Source organism: Lysinibacillus sp. FSL W8-0992 (assembly GCF_038008685.1).
GTDB lineage: Bacteria > Bacillota > Bacilli > Bacillales_A > Planococcaceae > Lysinibacillus.
Genome location: NZ_JBBOZQ010000001.1, coordinates 2286033 through 2304272 on the forward strand (window position 1 = coordinate 2286033; position 18240 = coordinate 2304272).

At 38.8% G+C, this 18240-nt stretch carries 21 protein-coding genes; 17 read left to right on the plus strand and 4 right to left on the minus strand.

Features of this window, described 5'->3' with window-relative positions; translation table 11 throughout:
* From NSQ74_RS11400 to NSQ74_RS11430, 7 genes are all read left to right on the plus strand, one after another.
* The gene (locus tag NSQ74_RS11400; RefSeq protein WP_340823413.1) at positions 1-357 is read left to right on the plus strand and encodes a ribosomal-processing cysteine protease Prp; all 357 of its coding nucleotides are present in this window, start codon (positions 1-3) and stop codon (positions 355-357) included.
* Positions 354-653, plus strand: coding sequence for a 50S ribosomal protein L27 (gene rpmA / locus NSQ74_RS11405; RefSeq protein ID WP_024363181.1), 300 nt, complete (start codon positions 354-356; stop codon positions 651-653). The genes NSQ74_RS11400 and rpmA overlap by 4 nt, the downstream gene beginning before the upstream one ends.
* A gap of 137 nt (positions 654-790) precedes the next feature.
* Positions 791-1318 carry a Spo0B domain-containing protein gene (locus NSQ74_RS11410; RefSeq protein ID WP_340823415.1) on the plus strand — a complete coding sequence of 176 codons (528 nt, stop codon included), beginning with the start codon at positions 791-793 and terminating at the stop codon, positions 1316-1318.
* 5 nt (positions 1319-1323) lie between these two features.
* Positions 1324-2613 carry a GTPase ObgE gene (gene obgE, locus NSQ74_RS11415; RefSeq protein ID WP_340823416.1) on the plus strand — a complete coding sequence of 430 codons (1290 nt, stop codon included), beginning with the start codon at positions 1324-1326 and terminating at the stop codon, positions 2611-2613.
* Between the two features lie 24 nt (positions 2614-2637).
* Positions 2638-3093, plus strand: coding sequence for an ACT domain-containing protein (locus NSQ74_RS11420; RefSeq protein ID WP_172772204.1), 456 nt, complete (start codon positions 2638-2640; stop codon positions 3091-3093).
* A gap of 366 nt (positions 3094-3459) precedes the next feature.
* A complete protein-coding gene (gene pheA / locus NSQ74_RS11425) occupies positions 3460-4338 on the plus strand; it encodes a prephenate dehydratase (RefSeq protein WP_340823417.1) in 879 nt (292 codons plus the stop codon).
* Positions 4339-4358: 20 nt separating this feature from the next.
* Entirely contained in the window at positions 4359-4748 is a 390-nt protein-coding gene (locus NSQ74_RS11430; RefSeq protein WP_340823418.1) for a thiol-disulfide oxidoreductase DCC family protein, read from the plus strand.
* 205 nt (positions 4749-4953) lie between these two features.
* Here NSQ74_RS11430 and NSQ74_RS11435 read toward each other — a convergent pair whose 3' ends face one another.
* Entirely contained in the window at positions 4954-5484 is a 531-nt protein-coding gene (locus NSQ74_RS11435) for a transcription repressor NadR (protein ID WP_340823421.1), read from the minus strand.
* Between the two features lie 142 nt (positions 5485-5626).
* Here NSQ74_RS11435 and NSQ74_RS11440 point away from each other — a divergent pair, with 142 nt between their 5' ends.
* The 8 genes from NSQ74_RS11440 (at position 5627) to NSQ74_RS11475 (ending at position 12803) form a co-directional block, all read left to right on the plus strand.
* On the plus strand, positions 5627-6661 hold the full coding sequence (locus NSQ74_RS11440; RefSeq protein ID WP_340823422.1) for a LysM peptidoglycan-binding domain-containing protein: 1035 nt from the start codon (positions 5627-5629) through the stop codon (positions 6659-6661).
* A 70-nt stretch (positions 6662-6731) separates the two neighbouring features.
* Positions 6732-7529 carry a phosphotransferase gene (locus NSQ74_RS11445; RefSeq protein WP_340823424.1) on the plus strand — a complete coding sequence of 266 codons (798 nt, stop codon included), beginning with the start codon at positions 6732-6734 and terminating at the stop codon, positions 7527-7529.
* 112 nt (positions 7530-7641) lie between these two features.
* Positions 7642-8262: a Holliday junction branch migration protein RuvA gene (gene ruvA, locus NSQ74_RS11450; protein ID WP_340823426.1), complete on the plus strand. Its 621-nt coding sequence runs from the start codon at positions 7642-7644 to the stop codon at positions 8260-8262.
* Between the two features lie 18 nt (positions 8263-8280).
* Positions 8281-9285: a Holliday junction branch migration DNA helicase RuvB gene (ruvB, locus tag NSQ74_RS11455; RefSeq protein WP_340823427.1), complete on the plus strand. Its 1005-nt coding sequence runs from the start codon at positions 8281-8283 to the stop codon at positions 9283-9285.
* An 18-nt stretch (positions 9286-9303) separates the two neighbouring features.
* The gene (gene queA / locus NSQ74_RS11460) at positions 9304-10350 is read left to right on the plus strand and encodes a tRNA preQ1(34) S-adenosylmethionine ribosyltransferase-isomerase QueA (RefSeq protein ID WP_340823428.1); all 1047 of its coding nucleotides are present in this window, start codon (positions 9304-9306) and stop codon (positions 10348-10350) included.
* A gap of 114 nt (positions 10351-10464) precedes the next feature.
* Positions 10465-11610: a tRNA guanosine(34) transglycosylase Tgt gene (gene tgt / locus NSQ74_RS11465; protein WP_340823429.1), complete on the plus strand. Its 1146-nt coding sequence runs from the start codon at positions 10465-10467 to the stop codon at positions 11608-11610.
* Positions 11611-11757: 147 nt separating this feature from the next.
* A complete protein-coding gene (gene yajC / locus NSQ74_RS11470) occupies positions 11758-12024 on the plus strand; it encodes a preprotein translocase subunit YajC (protein ID WP_340826447.1) in 267 nt (88 codons plus the stop codon).
* Between the two features lie 143 nt (positions 12025-12167).
* Complete coding sequence (locus NSQ74_RS11475; RefSeq protein WP_340823430.1) at positions 12168-12803, plus strand: DUF421 domain-containing protein; 636 nt, start codon at positions 12168-12170, stop codon at positions 12801-12803.
* On the opposite strand, the gene NSQ74_RS11480 is transcribed toward NSQ74_RS11475, so the two are convergent.
* Positions 12800-14317, minus strand: a complete 1518-nt coding sequence (locus NSQ74_RS11480) for a putative polysaccharide biosynthesis protein (RefSeq protein ID WP_340823432.1) — start codon at positions 14315-14317, stop codon at positions 12800-12802. The genes NSQ74_RS11475 and NSQ74_RS11480 overlap by 4 nt on opposite strands.
* A 93-nt stretch (positions 14318-14410) precedes the next feature.
* On the opposite strand from NSQ74_RS11480, the gene NSQ74_RS11485 reads away from it, so the two are divergent.
* Both NSQ74_RS11485 and secDF read left to right on the plus strand, forming a co-directional pair.
* On the plus strand, positions 14411-14749 hold the full coding sequence (locus NSQ74_RS11485; RefSeq protein ID WP_340823434.1) for a post-transcriptional regulator: 339 nt from the start codon (positions 14411-14413) through the stop codon (positions 14747-14749).
* 356 nt (positions 14750-15105) lie between these two features.
* Complete coding sequence (gene secDF / locus NSQ74_RS11490) at positions 15106-17373, plus strand: protein translocase subunit SecDF (RefSeq protein ID WP_340823435.1); 2268 nt, start codon at positions 15106-15108, stop codon at positions 17371-17373.
* 141 nt (positions 17374-17514) lie between these two features.
* Here secDF and NSQ74_RS11495 read toward each other — a convergent pair whose 3' ends face one another.
* Positions 17515-17985, minus strand: a complete 471-nt coding sequence (locus tag NSQ74_RS11495) for a hypothetical protein (RefSeq protein ID WP_340823437.1) — start codon at positions 17983-17985, stop codon at positions 17515-17517.
* Positions 17976-18215, minus strand: coding sequence for a hypothetical protein (locus NSQ74_RS11500; RefSeq protein WP_340823439.1), 240 nt, complete (start codon positions 18213-18215; stop codon positions 17976-17978). The genes NSQ74_RS11495 and NSQ74_RS11500 overlap by 10 nt, the downstream gene beginning before the upstream one ends.
* Between the last annotated feature and the right edge of the window lie 25 nt (positions 18216-18240).

Here is an 18240-nt window from a genome sequence, read left to right on the forward strand (position 1 = left end):
TTGATAAAAGTTACGATACATCATGATGAAAACAGACATGTGTCTGCATTTGAATTTTCAGGACATGCTGAGTACGACGAATCTGGTAAAGATTTAGTATGTGCAGGCGCATCTACCATTGCCATTGGTACGGTGAATGCGATTTATGCATTACTACAATTACAACCAGAAGTTGAACAAGCGGCTGAAGGTGGAGGCTTTCTTAAGGTATCCTTACCAACAGATTTAGAACCTGAAATTGATACAAAACTACAATTAATTGTCCAAGTAATGACTGCTCAAGTGTATTCTATGGTGCAAAATTACGGACAATATATCCAAATCAACTACAACCAAGTAGGAGGTGGAACAGAATGAAATTGTTATTAGCATTAGACCTTCAACTTTTCGCATCGAAAAAAGGGGTAGGTTCTACAAAAAACGGACGTGACTCTGAGTCTAAACGTCTTGGCGCTAAACGTGCTGATGGCCAATTTGTAACTGGTGGTTCTATTCTTTACCGTCAACGCGGTACAAAAATTTACCCAGGTACAAACGTAGGTCGTGGTGGTGATGATACGCTATTTGCTAAAGTTGATGGCGTTGTTAAATTCGAACGCTTAGGTCGCGATCGCAAACAAGTATCTGTATACCCAGCTACACAAGAAGCTTAATTTTAATAAAGTAGACATAAAGCGGAGGACTGCATTTATTGCAGTCCTTTTTTTGGCTAAATTTCAATGAAGAATTAAGGGAAAAATACATCAAAACTTGTTATACTAGTTAAGATAACTTTATTGGAGTGAATGGGATGAACAATCAATCACTAACCATTAGTGAGGTATTACGTTTTGCAAATCATGATTATGTGAATCAACTTCAACTTATTCGCATGAATTTAGATTTAGGTAGAATTGATGAATCAAAAGAACTTATTCAACATTATTCGGAACAGCTACGAGTATTGTCTATCATGAGTCGTCTACAATTACCACAAACAATGGAGTGGCTACAAACAGCAGGATGGCGCTATCCATCTTTACCGCTGGAGCTTAATGGTGAGATCAAAAAACCAGTCACTAATAATATTGACAAGGATGTTGTAGAGTATTTAAACAAAACAGTTATGCATGTTTATGATACATTAGATCCATTTACGGAGCAGAGCTTAACGCTTGATGTACGTGTTGACGATCATACATTTGTTTTGGCGTTTACGCTAAATGGACTGTGGAGTGCAGACGCATTCACCGAAAGAGGTTTGAAACAATTCGACATTCAAACAATTGTGCAGACAAATACGTGCTGGCAATATGTGTTGAGTGCAAATAGGGAGTGAAATAAATGTTTGTCGATCACGTAAAGATATATGTAAAAGGTGGCGATGGCGGCGATGGAATGGTAGCATTTCGCCGTGAAAAATATGTACCAAATGGTGGTCCAGCTGGTGGAGATGGCGGTCACGGAGGTAACGTTGTCTTTGAAGTAGAAGAAGGCTTACGTACGTTAATGGATTTCCGTTATAAACGACACTTTAAAGCAGATCGTGGTGAACACGGGATGAGTAAAGGGATGCACGGAAAACGCGCTGAAGATTTAATTGTCAAAGTGCCACCAGGTACAGTTGTGATGAATGAGGAAACAGGAGAAGTCATCGCAGATTTAGTTGAGCATGGTCAACAAGCGATTATCGCTAAATCAGGTCGAGGTGGACGTGGGAATTCCCGCTTTGCAACCCCGGCTAATCCTGCGCCTGAGCTTTCTGAAAAAGGCGAGCCAGGACAAGAATTAAATGTTATATTAGAGTTAAAAGTATTAGCAGATGTTGGTTTAGTTGGTTTCCCAAGTGTAGGAAAATCAACACTATTATCTGTTGTTTCTGCAGCAAAACCAAAGATTGGCGCTTATCATTTTACGACAATCGTGCCGAATTTAGGAATGATTGAAACAGATGATCACCGAAGCTTTGCAATGGCAGATTTACCTGGGCTAATTGAAGGTGCACATGAAGGCGTAGGGTTAGGACATCAATTTTTACGTCATATCGAACGTACACGTGTAATTGTGCATGTTATCGATATGTCAGGAATGGAAGGCCGTGACCCGTACGAAGACTATTTAACAATTAACGAGGAGTTAAAGCAATATAATCTGCGTTTAACAGAGCGTCCTCAAATTATTGTAGCAAATAAAATGGATATGCCAGAAGCAGAAGAAAACTTAGTGGAATTCCGCAAAAAGGTAGGCGAAGATGTACAAATCTTCCCAATCTCAGCAGTTTCACGACAAGGCTTAAAAGAATTATTATTTGCTATAGCAGATTTACTTGAAGTAACGCCTGAGTTCCCTCTATTTGAAGATGTAGAGGAGCAATCAGACGCAACGGTGATGTACAAGCATCAATCACAAGGTGATGATTTCGAGATTACACGTGATGATGACGGTACATTTATCATTAGTGGCTACTCGATTGAACGTCTATTTAAAATGACAGACTTTAGTCGTGAAGATGGTATTCGCCGTTTCGCACGCCAATTGCGCGGTATGGGCGTGGACGAGGCATTGCGTGAGCGTGGTGCTCAAAATGGTGATACAGTTCGTCTGCAAGAGTTTGAGTTCGAATTTATAGATTAAGACAGGAGTTTTAGGGGGAAGCGTATGAAGAATGTTGCGAATCAGCGATATTATTTAGTTCGTGAAGATGTATTGACGGATGCTATGCAAAAAACATTGGAGGCGAAGCAATTACTTTCAAGTGGTTCAGTATCCTCCATCTGGGATGCGGTAAAGCAAGTGGATTTATCGCGCAGTGCGTTTTACAAATATCGTGATGCTGTATTTCCTTTTCACTCTATTGTACAGGAGCGCATTTTAACTGTCTTTTTACAGCTTCAAGATCGAAAAGGAACGTTGGCTAAGTTATTAGAAACTGTGACAAATTCACATTGTAATGTACTAACAATCCATCAAACTATACCAATTCAAGGACGTGCTAATGTGACATTGTCATTAGATGTGACGAGTATGACTTCTGAACTTGATGATTTAATCCAGCAGCTAAAACGATTAGATTTTGTTGAATCTGCTGAGGTAATTAGTTCTGGTGCATTGTAAGGGGCTATTTGAAAAAGCCCCTTGCCTTTTATTAGTTAATGCTGGTAGCTGTTGATACAAAATTTCGCTCCCTTTCCGCATGCGATGAGCAAGCCTCTCTGAAGCTAAAAATAGCCTCTGTGAGGTTTCGCTTAAGTCGCTATCCTGCGAAATACTGCGAAATTTTTTTAAAATACCCAAACATAGTGTGTAATAACTGCATTTGATAAAAGCAATTTTATCTTAACAGCTAGCAAAAGCAGTACATATTTTCACATTTACTCTTTTTAGGGGAGGCTATGTAACATAGCCTTTTCTTTTTATAAAGAGTTTTCCAAACATTAAAAATGTTTAAGATACTATGAATTGTAGAAGGAGGTCATTTTGATGACAGAGCGACAGTGGGAGAAACGAATTGCATATTTAGGACCGGAAGCATCATTTACATATTTAGCAACAAAATCTATCTTCCCAACTGATAGCCTTGTACCATGTACAACGATACCTGAATGCATTGAGGCAGTAGCAGAGGGCAAGGTTGATTTAGCGGTTGTACCATTAGAAAATGCATTAGAGGGCTCAGTACCATTGACGCTCGATTATTTATTCCATGAGGCAACGCTTTATGTGACAGGTGAGCTACAATTAAAAATTCAACAACATTTAATGGTCAATAAGGCGCAAAAGGACAATTGGGAATCGATCAAAGGAGTATATTCACATCCGCATGCTTTAGCACAATGTCATAAATATTTATTTTATCGCTTCAGTGATGTGCCTTTACATCAAACAACATCAACAGCGGCCGCAGCTAAATTTGTTTCCGAAAATCCAGATGAATGTATTGCAGCAGTAGGTAATGCAGCCGCAGCAGCGAAATACGGACTAGAAATCGTGCAAGATAATATACATGATTTTCATTTTAATCATACTCGTTTCTTTGTGTTATCCAAGCAAAATAAACGTCTACCCCAGGAATTATCAGAAGGGCAAGCGAAAACAACCTTCATGATTACGTTACCGACAGATCGTTCAGGTGCTTTACACCAAGTTCTTTCCGTCTTTGCGTGGCGACAATTAAATTTAAGTAAAATTGAATCACGTCCATTAAAAACAGGTCTTGGGGATTATTTCTTTATGATTGATGTGTTAGCAGATGAAAAACAACCAATGATGCGGGGGGCTATGGAGGAGCTAGCGGCACTTGGCTGCAAAGTGAAATCTCTTGGTACATACTTTACGTATTTAACATCTGACGAAGACTAACAGGTTTAGGGGTGTCAAAAATGGGTGGTATAATATTGTTTGATGGAATTTGTAATTTCTGTAATAACAGTGTGCAATTTATAATCAAACGCGATCAAGCTGCGTTTTTCAAGTTTGCTTCGATTCAAAGTGAGGTTGGCCAAGCGCTTCTTGCGCAATACAAAGTACCAGCAAATATCGATAGTGTGATTTACATTGAACAAGAGAATATTTATTTTGAATCAACAGCAGCGCTTAAAATTAGTCGACGTTTAGATGGCTTATGGCCTGCTTGCTACGTGCTAATTGTTATACCACAATGTATACGAAATACAGCATATAAACTTTTTGCAAAAAATCGTTATCGTCTTTTCGGTAAAAAGCAAGCATGTCTATTACCAACACCCTCACAACGACAACGTTTTCTTTAAGGTGCCAGGCACATAAACAATTTTTAAAATTTCAAAAATTTTATTACTAACCGAGTAAAAATCCACGAAGATTTCTGCGGCTTACATCGTGCCCGCGGAAACCGAAGTGGATTTTTTTACGTTCGTTATAGAAAGCCTGGTATTATGCACAAGAACATCTATGAGCTAGCTCTCGGCTCTAATTTTCGTCCGTCACCATACCTTATTAATCTGAAACGAGATAGCCCTTTTTTTGCAATGATTGCTCAATTAAGTCTAAAACTTCAACGGAAGGTGCTGAAATAACATGAAGATGAGTGCCGCCTGTAAGTGCAGATAAGTAGCTTGCTTGTGTGTCGTTAACACGTTGTACAAATTTTTCAACTTCATGACGATTGGAGACCATGAACGAAGCGGTAAGCTCTCCGTAAATGGGATGCTCGACAATTACATTTTTAACTGTTCCACCACAGTCTACAATTGTTAACAATTCATCTTTAGCGTCTTCTGGTTTGTGGAAACATGGGATTGTCCGTTCAACAGTTTGACTGAGTTGCTCTTGGTGCATATAAATATAACCTTGGCTTGTTGCAATGATAGGTTCATTTCTAGCCTTTAATAATGTCATATCGTTAACAATGACCTGTCTAGAAACGTTTGCAAATTTAGCGAAGTCTGTCCCAGTTATAGGTGTGTTGCTTTTTTTTAGCAGTTCTAAAAGTTGCAGTCGGCGTTCCTCGCCTAACATTTTTTTCATAAAAGATCACCTCTGCCATGTAATAAAGGAAGTGTTATTCCTTAAGCATTAGTGTACCATGAAGCATTTCCACCATGCGTAATTTTTTGTATCCAAATGAAACATTGAACATATGATACGTAGAGAGGAAGGGAGGAAAAAATTGCGTATTCATATTGTTCAAAAGGGAGATACGTTGTGGAAGATTGCGAAAGAGTACGGTATTTCGTTTGAGGATTTAAAGCGACTCAATGCCCATCTTGCCAACCCTGATTATATTGTTCCGGGCATGGAAATTATTTTGCCTGAAAAAATAAACATGGAGCCACATAAAGGATCACATAAGGAAACACATAAAGAAACACAAGTGCATAAAGAGATGCCAACTCAAACAAAGCCAAAGGAAAGTGTTAAAAAAGAGGTGCAAAGACCGATGCCGGTACCACCCCCTATTGTTATTCAACCACCAGCACCGATGCCGATGCCAGAACCACAGATGATTCCAATACCGTTTCCAATGCCAATGCCGATGCCACAACAACAGCAACCGATGTGGGTGCCTCAGCCAGTAGAACTTAGCTGGAATCAACAATTAGTAATGCCGCAAGTGCAACAACCAGCACCACCACCACCAGTAGCACAGCCAGCACCGCCGCCACCGCCGCCGCCACCACAGCCAGCACCAGCACCGCCGCCGGTTCATATGGTACCACATATGCCAATGGTACCTCATTGCTCTAGCTGTCATCAGCCAATGCATCATCAAATGTGGTGGCATATGCCAATGCATCCACAAGTAGAGGCATATACAATGCCACAGCAACAAATGCAATATGCTATGCCGCAACAACCAATGCCAACATATGTAGAAGGTGCGAATTTCTTAGAATCGAGCTCATCACCATTCTTTAATGAGCCGCAAATGCAGCCTCAATTTGAGCAGATGCCAATGATGCCAATGATGCCGATGAATCAACCTTGCGGATGTGGTTCACAGCATGGAATGGGTCAATCTTGCGGATGTGGTGCACAACATGGAATGGGTCAATCCTGTGGATGTGGTTCTCAGCCGGTAATGATGCCTAATTGGCAATTTGACCATAATTGCCCACCGCCATGCCCGCCACCATGTCCTTCACCTGGACCATGGGTTTCACCGAACTTTTTCCCAGGCGGGATGACGCCTTATCGATGGTAAAAAAGCATTCATTGTTGAGGAAGTAAAACCGAACATTTGGAAGTATAAATATCGATCAAATCATTATTTTGTGAAACGAGCAAAGCAGTTAGAAATAGCAGATAAGGTGAGGGCAATTCATCGTCAACTTGGACGAATAGAGCCCTCCCTCGTCTTGCCTCTAGTAAAAAGTGATGATGAGCAACTTATCGTTCAAATGTGGCAAGAGGGAAGCCGCAGTGCGAATTTTGCACATAAAAAAGATAGAGAACAATCTTTAAAGTTATTAAACACACTGCATGATACAAATCAAAAAACTGCGTGGCAACGAGTGCCAGGTTTGTATACCTTCTCACAGCTTTTAAAATGGCAGATGCGTCATATGCGTTTTAAAAGCAGACGAAATGAATTTAGAGCATTTTTAACGAGAGAAGAAGTGGATCAAATCATTCATTTTAGTGAAAAGGCTTTGCAGTTAATGGAACAGGAAAATGTGCCAGAGAAAGATATAACATTGTTACACGGTGATGTCGTTCATCATAATTTCTTATGGTGTTCAGATGGGGAATTGCGCTTAATCGATTTTGATCTTGCACATCTTGGTGAAGCTGATGATGAATATATATTATGGCTGCATCGTGTGTTACCTGCAGTAGATTATAATATTGATAGTATTTTGAACGAATTACCAGAGCTTCAACGGTTAGATAAGAGAAAGTTACATCGTCTAAAGTTTCCTAATGAGTTATTACGAGAGTGGTTATTTGCTGTAGATTTGCCACTAGAACAACAGCTAGTATTTTTAGATTATTTAATACCGTTTACTAAGCGAGCCCTAACATACTGGCCGAAACTGTGGTACGATATTGATAGAGTGATAAAGAAATGACCGTCTCCGAGGCGGTCATTTTTGCATGTGAACGGTACTATCGCCATTTATATAGTCGAGCATTCGTTCGCTATATGCTATAATCGAAGACGATGAATGTGAGGGATTTTACATGTATGATTATTTAAAAGGACAAGTAGTGCGTATTACGCCTGAGTATATCGTTTTGGAGCAACAGGGGATTGGCTGGCAGTTGAATACACCTAATCCATTTGCATTTCGTGCGTCAGCCGTAGAACAACAAATCTACGTACATCTACATGTTCGAGAAGATGCACAAATGTTGTATGGCTTTCCTAATTTAGACCAACGAGAGCTGTTCCGAAAATTAATTTTAGTGTCGGGCATTGGACCTAAAGGGGCGCTTGCGATTTTAGCAACAGGCAATCCACAACAAGTAATCAGTGCCATCGAACGTGAAGACGAAGCATTTTTAGTGAAATTCCCTGGTGTTGGTAAAAAAACAGCACGTCAAATGATTCTAGATTTGAAAGGCAAACTTGGTTCTTTACTTGACACTATTGAGTTACCTAGCTCTGAGGATGAGTTACCGTTATTTGGCGTCAATCCATATAAGCATGAATTAGAAGAAGCCATTCTAGCATTAATGGCACTTGGTTATTCAGAAAAAGAACTCGATAAAATCCGACCGCTTCTTGAAGATAATGACAAGCTAGAAACAACAGATGCCTATATGAAGCAAGCATTACAGCTTCTACTGAAGTTAAAATAATGAAAGGGGGGCAGGTACATGTCAGAGCGCATGATAGCAAGTGAAGCAGGTAGTTATGATGAACAATTTGAATTATCTCTAAGACCACAAAGATTGGCTCAATATATTGGGCAGCAGAAGGTTAAAGAGAACTTACAAATTTTCATTGAAGCGGCGAAGCTTCGGCAGGAAAGTTTGGATCATGTACTATTATATGGTCCTCCTGGATTGGGAAAGACGACATTAGCCGCGATTATTGCAAATGAAATGAATGTTAATGTTCGTATGACGAGTGGCCCTGCTATTGAGCGTCCAGGAGATTTAGCCGCAATTTTAAGCTCACTGGAGCCGGGGGATGTATTATTTATTGATGAAATTCATCGCCTTCCCCGTGCGATTGAAGAGGTACTATATCCAGCAATGGAGGATTTTTGTTTAGACATCGTTGTTGGAAAAGGCCCTGAAGCACGTTCTGTCCGTCTTGATTTGCCACCTTTTACACTCGTTGGGGCAACTACAAGAGCGGGAGCGTTGTCAGCGCCACTCCGAGATCGATTTGGTGTTCTACTACGTCTAGAATTTTATGATGATACATCATTAGCTGAAATTGTAGTTAGAAGCGCGCATTTATTTGATGTCGATATTGAGCAAATAGCCGCAGGTGAAATGGCAAGGCGCTCACGTGGTACGCCTCGTATCGCTAACCGCTTACTTAAACGAGTGCGAGATTATGCACAAGTGCTTGGAGATGGTATGATAACGGAGGACCTTGCCAAGCAAGCGCTAGAACTTTTACAAGTTGATCCTAGAGGGCTTGACCATATTGACCATAAACTTGTGACCAATATGATTGAGCGCTTCCGTGGTGGCCCAGTAGGCTTAGATACACTTGCTGCCTCCATAGGTGAAGAACGAGTGACGATAGAAGATGTGTACGAGCCTTATTTAATGCAAATAGGCTTTATTCAACGTACACCGCGTGGACGTGTTGCAACGCATCTTGCTTACGAACATTTTGGATATGATTATCCACAACAAACATAAAAGAAGGAAGTTTTTTCAATGCGTGTAGAAGATTTTGATTTTGAATTACCAGAGGAGCTCATTGCACAAACGCCACTTGTCGATCGTACGGCAAGCCGTTTAATGGTGGTGACACCGGGCTCAGAAAAAGTCGAGCATCATCATTTTGCCCATATATTAAATGAGCTACATGCTGGTGACTGTCTTGTATTAAATGATACAAGAGTATTACCAGCACGTTTAATGGGTGTGAAAGAGGAAACAGGCGCACATATCGAAGTATTGCTTTTAAAGCAAACAGCAGGCACTGATGAATGGGAAACGCTTGTAAAGCCAGCAAAACGTGTTAAAGTGGGTACCGTTGTGACATTTGGCGACGGTTTACTAACCGCTACTTGTACAGCTGAGTTAGACCATGGTGGCCGGATGTTTGAATTTAAATACGAAGGTATTTTTTATGAAATATTGGAGCAACTTGGAGAAATGCCATTGCCTCCATATATTCGCGAAAAATTAGATGACAGTGAACGTTATCAAACTGTATATGCGAAAGAACGCGGCTCGGCAGCAGCACCAACAGCAGGTCTTCATTTTACTCAAGAATTATTAAATCAAGTTCGCGCAAAAGGTGTGGAAATTGTTTTTATAACGCTGCATGTTGGTCTTGGAACATTCCGTCCAGTGAGTGTGGACTCGATAGAAAATCACGAAATGCATGCTGAATTTTATAGCGTAACAGAAGAAGCGGCTGCTACGATCAACCGAGTGAAAGCAAATGGTGGGAATGTGATAGCTGTTGGTACAACTTCTACTCGTACGCTCGAAACAATTGGCTCTAAGTATGGAGAAGTACGTGCAGAGCAAGGTTGGACATCTATTTTCATTTATCCAGGCTATAAATTTACTGTAGTGGATGGTTTAATTACAAACTTCCATTTACCGAAATCGACTTTAGTAATGCTCGTTAGTACACTTGCGACGAAGGATACGATTTTAAGTGCTTACAATCAGGCAGTAGAAGAAAAATATCGCTTCTTCAGCTTCGGGGATGCTATGTTTATACGTCCAAGTTCAATTCGTAAATAATGTTTATCAACATTCTATTAAGACAGTTGAATGTTGATATTGATTTTTCAAATGAAAAATTTAAAAAAATCGGAGTACTGTTTTTACTTTAGATAAGAGAGGATTTATTATTTTATGACACAACCAGCAATTCGTTATGAACTACTTCATACATGTAAGCAAACAGGAGCGCGACTAGGCATCGTGCATACACCACATGGCTCTTTTGAAACACCAGCATTTATGCCTGTGGGGACTCAAGCGACCGTTAAAACGATGTCTCCTGAGGAATTAAAAGAAATGAATGCGGGCATTATTCTTTCAAATACGTACCACTTATGGCTTCGTCCAGGCAATGATATTGTGAAGGAAGCAGGTGGACTGCATAAATTTATGAACTGGGATCGCCCGATTTTAACGGATTCAGGTGGCTTCCAAGTGTTTTCACTGAGCCAATTCCGTAAAATCGAAGAAGAAGGTGTCCATTTCCGTAATCATTTAAATGGTGATAAGCTATTTTTAAGTCCAGAAAAGGCGATGGAAATTCAAAATGATTTAGGGTCAGACATTATGATGGCATTTGATGAATGTCCACCTTACCCAGCAACATATGACTATATGCTGAAATCGGTAGACAGAACGACGCGTTGGGCAAAGCGATGCAAAGAAGCGCATGCTCGTCCAGAAGATCAAGGCCTATTCGGCATTATTCAAGGTGGAGAATTCGAGGAATTACGTCGTCGCTCTGCTGAAGCATTAGTAGAGCTTGATTTTCCTGGTTATGCAATAGGGGGCTTATCAGTAGGCGAACCTAAAGATGTGATGAACCGAGTGCTAGAGTTTACGACACCGTTAATGCCATCCAATAAGCCGCGTTATTTAATGGGTGTTGGTTCGCCAGATTCTCTTATTGACGGCGCTATTCGAGGAATCGATATGTTTGACTGTGTATTACCAACACGAATTGCACGTAATGGTACATTAATGACATCTGAAGGCCGTTTAGTCGTTAAAAATGCGAAATATGCACGTGATTTCGGTCCAATCGATCCAAACTGTGATTGCTACACATGTAAAAATTATTCTCGTGCGTATGTTCGGCATTTAATTCGTACGGAAGAGACATTCGGTATACGTTTAACTTCTTATCATAACTTGCATTTTTTACTGAAGCTAATGGAGCAAGTGCGTGAGGCTATTCGTGAGGATCGTCTTGGTGATTTCCGTGAAGAATTTTTCGAGAAGTACGGTTTTAATGGACCGGATGCTAAAAACTTCTAAAAATGGAATGTATCTTAGCGAAAATTTACCTGTTATAGAAAAACTATTGATAATATAGAAAAATTTTGGGCTTGTCCATCGCTTTTTTAGGGTGAAATAGTCTATACTAAAAAAGTGAGATTTGGAAAGGGGGCTAACAATATGAATATGGAATCAATTTTAGGATTTGCGCCTATTATATTGATGTTCGTGGCGATGTGGTTCATTTTAATCCGTCCTGCTAAAAAGAGACAGCAAGAAACGCAAAATATGCAAGGTAGCTTACAGCGCGGTGATAAAGTTATTACAATCGGTGGCTTACATGGTGTGATCGACTCAATCGAGGACACTGCTATCACTTTAGTTATCGCTGATAATGTTCGCGTTAAATTTGACCGTCAAGCAATTGGACGTGTCGTAAATGACCAAGTATAATAATATAAGGCGTTGTCCCAAATAATTTTTGGACAACGCCTTTGCAATTCTAAAAGCTTTGTCGAAATGTGCGCATTTTTGACACAGCTTTTTTGTATAAAAAGCAACTGATACGGTCACCTTGATATTGTGGGGGTGTCTGTATGGAAGAATATTTAACAATTATTTTTAGAACGTGCTTTTTATATGTGTTTATACTTATTGTTTTTCGTTTAATGGGTAAACGTGAAGTAGGTGAACTTTCTGTCATCGATTTAGTCGTGTTTGTTTTGATTGCGGAAGTTGCTGCTTTTGCACTTGATGATTACGAAAATCCTTTATTTAATGCCATTTTACCGATTATTATTTTGCTTTTTATTCAAATATTGAGTGCTTATTTATCGTTAAAAAATAAAAAGATACGTGATTTAGTTGACGGTGAACCAGCACTTCTCGTTAAAGATGGTATTATCCAAGAAAATGAAATGCGGAAGCAACGCTATAATTTGGATGACCTATGTCAGCAACTACGTGAAAATGGCATCGCTTCTGTTACTGAAATTGCTTATGCTTACTTAGAGCCTTCTGGCAACCTTTCCGTTTACAAAAAGGATGAGAAGGCATTTATCTATCCGCTGATCATTGATGGTGATATCCAAAATAGACACTTATTGATTATTCATAAGGATGAAGAATGGTTAATGGAAGAGCTAGCTAAAAATAATATTCAGGATACTAGTACGGTGTTCTTTTGTATATGGGAAGACAATCGACTCCATATTCAATTAAAGGAATTTTAAACCTTCTTGGCTAATTTACGTATATAAAGGAAATCTGTAAAGCGTAATTGGTTTGTCAGTAATAACAGCGTAAATAGTAAAAATAATGTAACACAGCTACTTAATAGGAACGGTAATGGCATAATTTGCATGAAGAAATATTGCGCAATACAAACGCCAATAAAACAACTATAAGGTACAACAAACATACGGAAGCCTGCGCGTAAATTTTTACGTTGTCTAACTGTAGCGATATGCAAGAACGATGTTAGTAACACACCGAAGCCAATTGCTACAACAGCACCTTTTTCTTGTATCCCAGGTTGAGAGGCCAGTACAAACATGACGAATAGTTTGCCAAGGCCACCGTATATTGAATTCATCATTGCAGCACGAGCTTCACCGACAGCTTGTAAAATCGAATGTAATGGACTTTGAATATAATAAAAATAGAAAATGGGTGCTAAAATTTTCACATAGCCTCTATTTTCTTCTAAGTGAAATAATTTCATTGCTAAGTCATCACCGTGCACGAAAAAATACGTAGCAGCGACGCAACCTACCAATGAAGATAAGCGTAGAGAAACGGATATACGTTCCTGTAAAAGAGCGTTATGTTGACGAGCGACTGCATCACTGACAGCAGGAATAAGGACAATTGAAAGTGCTGTGGATACAAAGGCTGGGAATAATAGCAGGGGCACTAAAACACCTGAAATAACTCCGTATAATATAGTCGCGGCAGATGCTGTCAATCCTGCCATCGTTAATGCCTTTAAAAAGATAATTGGTTCTAAAAACCAAGTGAAAGAGCCAAATAGTTTGCTTCCTGCTGAAGGTACGGCAACCCGCAACATAGGTGAAGCAGGATAGGACTCCACTTTGCTTTTTCTTGGCAATAATTTTTTCTTTGAAATCGTATAATGTAGCCATAAATACAAGAAAGCAACTACTTCAGCTAACAGTGTAATACCCATTGCAGAAGCTGCAGTTATCGAAGCATTATTATAAGCAGCAACCAGTGGTAACATGAAGGTAATAAACCCGATACGAACAATTTGTTCAAGCATTTGTGCCCAAGCAGTTGGTGTAATTTTAGCAACGCCCTGTAAATAAGCGCGAAGTAATCCTGAACCAACCGAAACTGGCACAGCGAAGAGTGCAATCCAAAGTGTAAAGGTTGTTTGTTCATTATGTAACAGCGTAGTAGAGATATAAGGTATTGTTAGTGCAACGAGTGGCATAAAAACAATCATACCAATAAATGACCAAAGGATTGCTGTACGCATCACGCCAAAAATGCTTTCGCGTTTATTTTTTGCTAGTAATTCAGCTACAATTTTTGCTACAGCGATAGGTAGTCCAAGTTGAATGAGTGAGATGAAGAAAATAAATGCAGGATAGGCGGTCATATAAATACCGACTGCCTCTTCACCAGCAATACGCATAAACTGCATTCTATAAAAGAAGCCAAAGAGTTTAGATAAGAAAATCACAAACATTAAAAATAGTGTACCTCTTACAAAAGAACTCATGCCATCCGTCCCTTCTCAAGCCGCAAAAATTCATTTACACTATTTGTATGCAAACACTTCTTACGATACAACTTTGATTGGAGATGATTCAAAATGAGTATGCAACATGCACAACTATTTGAAAAAATTCGTCCGGCAATTGATAGTAAGATTGCAGAATTTAAGTATTATAATTATGATGCGATTACAGCAGAAGAATTATGGCGTTTTTGCGTAGAAAAAAAATGGCGGAAAAAAAATATAGAGCAATTGCGCTTATATGAAATTATTGCTACTATTTTTGCAGTATCACCGTCCGATATTGTCTCATTCAACCAAGTAGAGTTTTTACAAAGTGATGATTGGTTTGCAGAAATAAACACAGAGGAACTAAAATCATTGCTTGGTCCGGTGAAAACACAAGCAGAATATGTCGGTTCTGTAAAAGATTAATAAGAATAATACAGTGTTGAATTGACACCAAGCGCAACGTGTTTCATAATGAGTGTGTTGCGCTTTTTTACTTTGTACAAGCCATATTAAAAAAAAGGCTGTAAAAAGTTGTAAGGAATTTTGATTTCCCTACATAAATGTTCCGCTTACTATTCATAATGAAATGGGAGACGCATCTTCTATTAGTACGGGATTTGCGCGTTATTGAACGATTAAAATAAGTAAAGCAACCCTTTTGAAGCACGAGCTACAATTATTCTAAGGAAAAGGAGGAATACAGGTTTCAAAAGGTATTGCTAGTATACTTGTTTGCAGTGTAAGGGATGCCCTTGCACCAATTCGAGGAGGATTTATAGATGAAATTAAGAAGTCGAATTGTTGCATTCGTGCTACTTTTGGTGCTATTTGCAGCTTCCATGGGTACGACTGTAGATGGCGTCTTAAAGGAAATTAAGCTTGGTCTTGATTTACAAGGCGGGTTTGAGGTACTTTATGAGGTCAAAGAATTAAAAGAAGGACAAGAAATCACACCTGAGGTTGTAACCGCAACGGCAACAGCTCTTAGTAACCGTGTCAATGCAATTGGGGTAAGTGAACCAAGCATACAGGTTGAAGACAAAAACCGTATTCGCGTGCAATTAGCGGGGGTTGAAGACCAAGAATCTGCTCGTAAAATGCTATCTACATCTGCGAATTTAACATTCCGTGATGTCGATGATAATTTACTTTTAGATGGTGATGATTTAAAGGCTGATGGTGCGTCAGCTTCCTTTGACCAACAAAACCGTCCAATTGTTTCGCTAACGTTAAAAGATGCGAAAAAATTTGCGGATATTACGAGTAAAATTGCTGCCAAACCACAAGGCCAAAATTTACTTGTTGTATGGCTAGACTTTGAAGAAGGCGTCGATTCTTATAAAGCGGAATCACAAAAAGCGAAACCTCGCTATGCTTCTGCAGCAACAGTTAGTCAAACATTAAATACTACAGATGTAATGATCAGTGGTAGCTTTACAGTTGACGAAACAAAAAATTTAGCAGGTATTTTAAATGCAGGGGCACTTCCTGTGAAACTTGATGAGATTTACTCTACATCAGTTGGTGCACAATTCGGTGACCAAGCATTAAAAAGTACAGTATTTGCAGGGATTGTAGGCGTAATAGTTATATTCCTATTTATGCTATTCTACTACCGTTTACCTGGTTTCATTTCAATTGTTACTCTTGTTGTTTTCACATTCCTAGTACTTGTTGTGTTCGACTGGATTAATGCCGTGTTAACATTGCCAGGTATTGCAGCTATCGTGCTCGGAATAGGGATGGCAGTAGATGCGAATATCTTGGCAGCAGAACGTATTCGGGAAGAGCTACGTGTTGGTTATTCGGTAAAACAAGCGTTCCAGATTGGTTCAAAACAATCTTTATCAGCGATTGTCGATGCGCAGCTCACAACATTATTAGCTGCAGGTGTATTATTCTACTTCGGTACAAGCTCTGTTAAAGGATTTGCAACAACATTAATCATTAGTATCTTATTGAGCTTCTTAACGGCTGTTTGGGGTTCTCGTGTGCTATTAGGATTACTTGTAAACAGCGGTTACTTTAATAATCCAGCATGGTTTGGTATACCAAAATCTAAACAACATAGCTTGGATGAAAAAATCGGTACATTAGATTTATCAACGAAATTTGATCGTTTTGACTTTGTACACAACCGTAAAAAATTCTATACGCTCTCTTTAGCTATTTTTGTTGCAGGGATTGTCGTTCTTGGAATCTTCCGTTTAAACCTTGGGATTGACTTCTCAAGTGGTACGCGCGTGCAAATAGAAGCGGATCAAACATTAACAAAAGAAGAAGTTTCAAAATATGTGGCTAGCATCGATTTCCCATCTGATGATATTGTGCTTTCAGGTGAGAAAAATAATATGGCGGTTATCCGTTATAAAGATGACTTATCACAAAGTGAAGTTTTAAAATTCAAAAAGGTAGTAGGCGAGAAATATGGTCATGAACCTGCAGTAAGTACTGTATCTCCAACTATCGGTAAAGAGCTCGTGAAAAATGCTATTAAAGCATTAGCACTTGCTGCACTTGGAATCATTATTTATGTAGCGATTCGATTTGAATGGCGTATGGGTATTGGCGCGATTGTATCGCTTCTGCATGACGTATTCCTCATCATTGCTGTCTTTAGTTTTATGCGCTTAGAAGTGGACATTACGTTTATTGCAGCCGTACTGACAATTGTTGGTTACTCCATTAACGATACAATTGTTACATTTGACCGCATGCGTGAAAACTTAGAGCAGTATGATACGATTAAAGACAGAGAAGTTTTGGCGAACATTGTTAATAAATCGTTACGTCAAACGATGGGACGCTCGGTAAATACGGTATTAACTGTAATTATCGTAGTAGTGTCGCTCCTGATTTTCGGTGCACCTTCAATTGAAACGTTCTCAATTGCGTTATTAATTGGTTTAATTACAGGTATGTATTCTTCAATCTGTATTGCAGCCCAAATCTGGTACTCACTAAAAGTGCGTGAGATGAAAAAATCAGATGGTCAATTACGCAAAAAAGAGAAAAAACAATGGGGAACTGACGAACCTACTGTTTAATAAATAGTTAAAAGAGCCATTCTCAACTGATGTTGAGAATGGCTCTTTTTGTATGGTTAGGATTAGTGTTTTACAAATAACTTAATTATTGAGTATTTTTGTTGAAAATTTTAGTGTTTCTAATAATAATCTTTTATTGTGTTAATGATAGATTGTTTCATGTCTTATTAGCCCTGTATATTGTGAGTATTTGTAAAAATATACATCTTCTTTATATCTTTTATATAGTAAGGGAAACTGTTCGTGTGGTTTTGTATATCTGATGTGCTTATAATATACACTGCCTCTTTCAGAAGAGACTGAAGAAAAAATGGCAGTTGCTATAGAAGCTAGAACACCTACTATTACATTTTTTGTAAGTATGGCTGCGAGGACACCTATTAGTGCAGCTTTAGTTAAGCCAGATACATTAATTTGTCCATAATCTGTAAATTCATAAACCCATGTTGTACCAAATCCAGCACCTTGATCAACTGATAAAGGTCTTGGATTATTGTTTTGCAAGTGAATAGATTGATGGTTATTGATTGATGTATGCTCATTTTCAATTTCAGCAAATTTTTTTAAAGAATTTACTATTTCATCTGAAAGTTTTTCACCGTTTAAAAACATTTCATTTTTTTAGTATCGTTGACAATGTTTTCAGTCGTGTTTCCGTCGTCTACAATCACCGTTTTTATGCCGTTGTCAGTATTTATTGTTACGATGAAACTTTCTTTTGTTGCAGAGTCAGTTAAAATAAATCTTTTATTATTTGATGATACTTCTGCATTAGCTGAGGGGAGATTGAGAGTAAATATTACTAGTAGTATTAACGCTGTAAGGTTTAGAAATTTTTTCATGATTATACTCCTTTCTTTAAAAGAC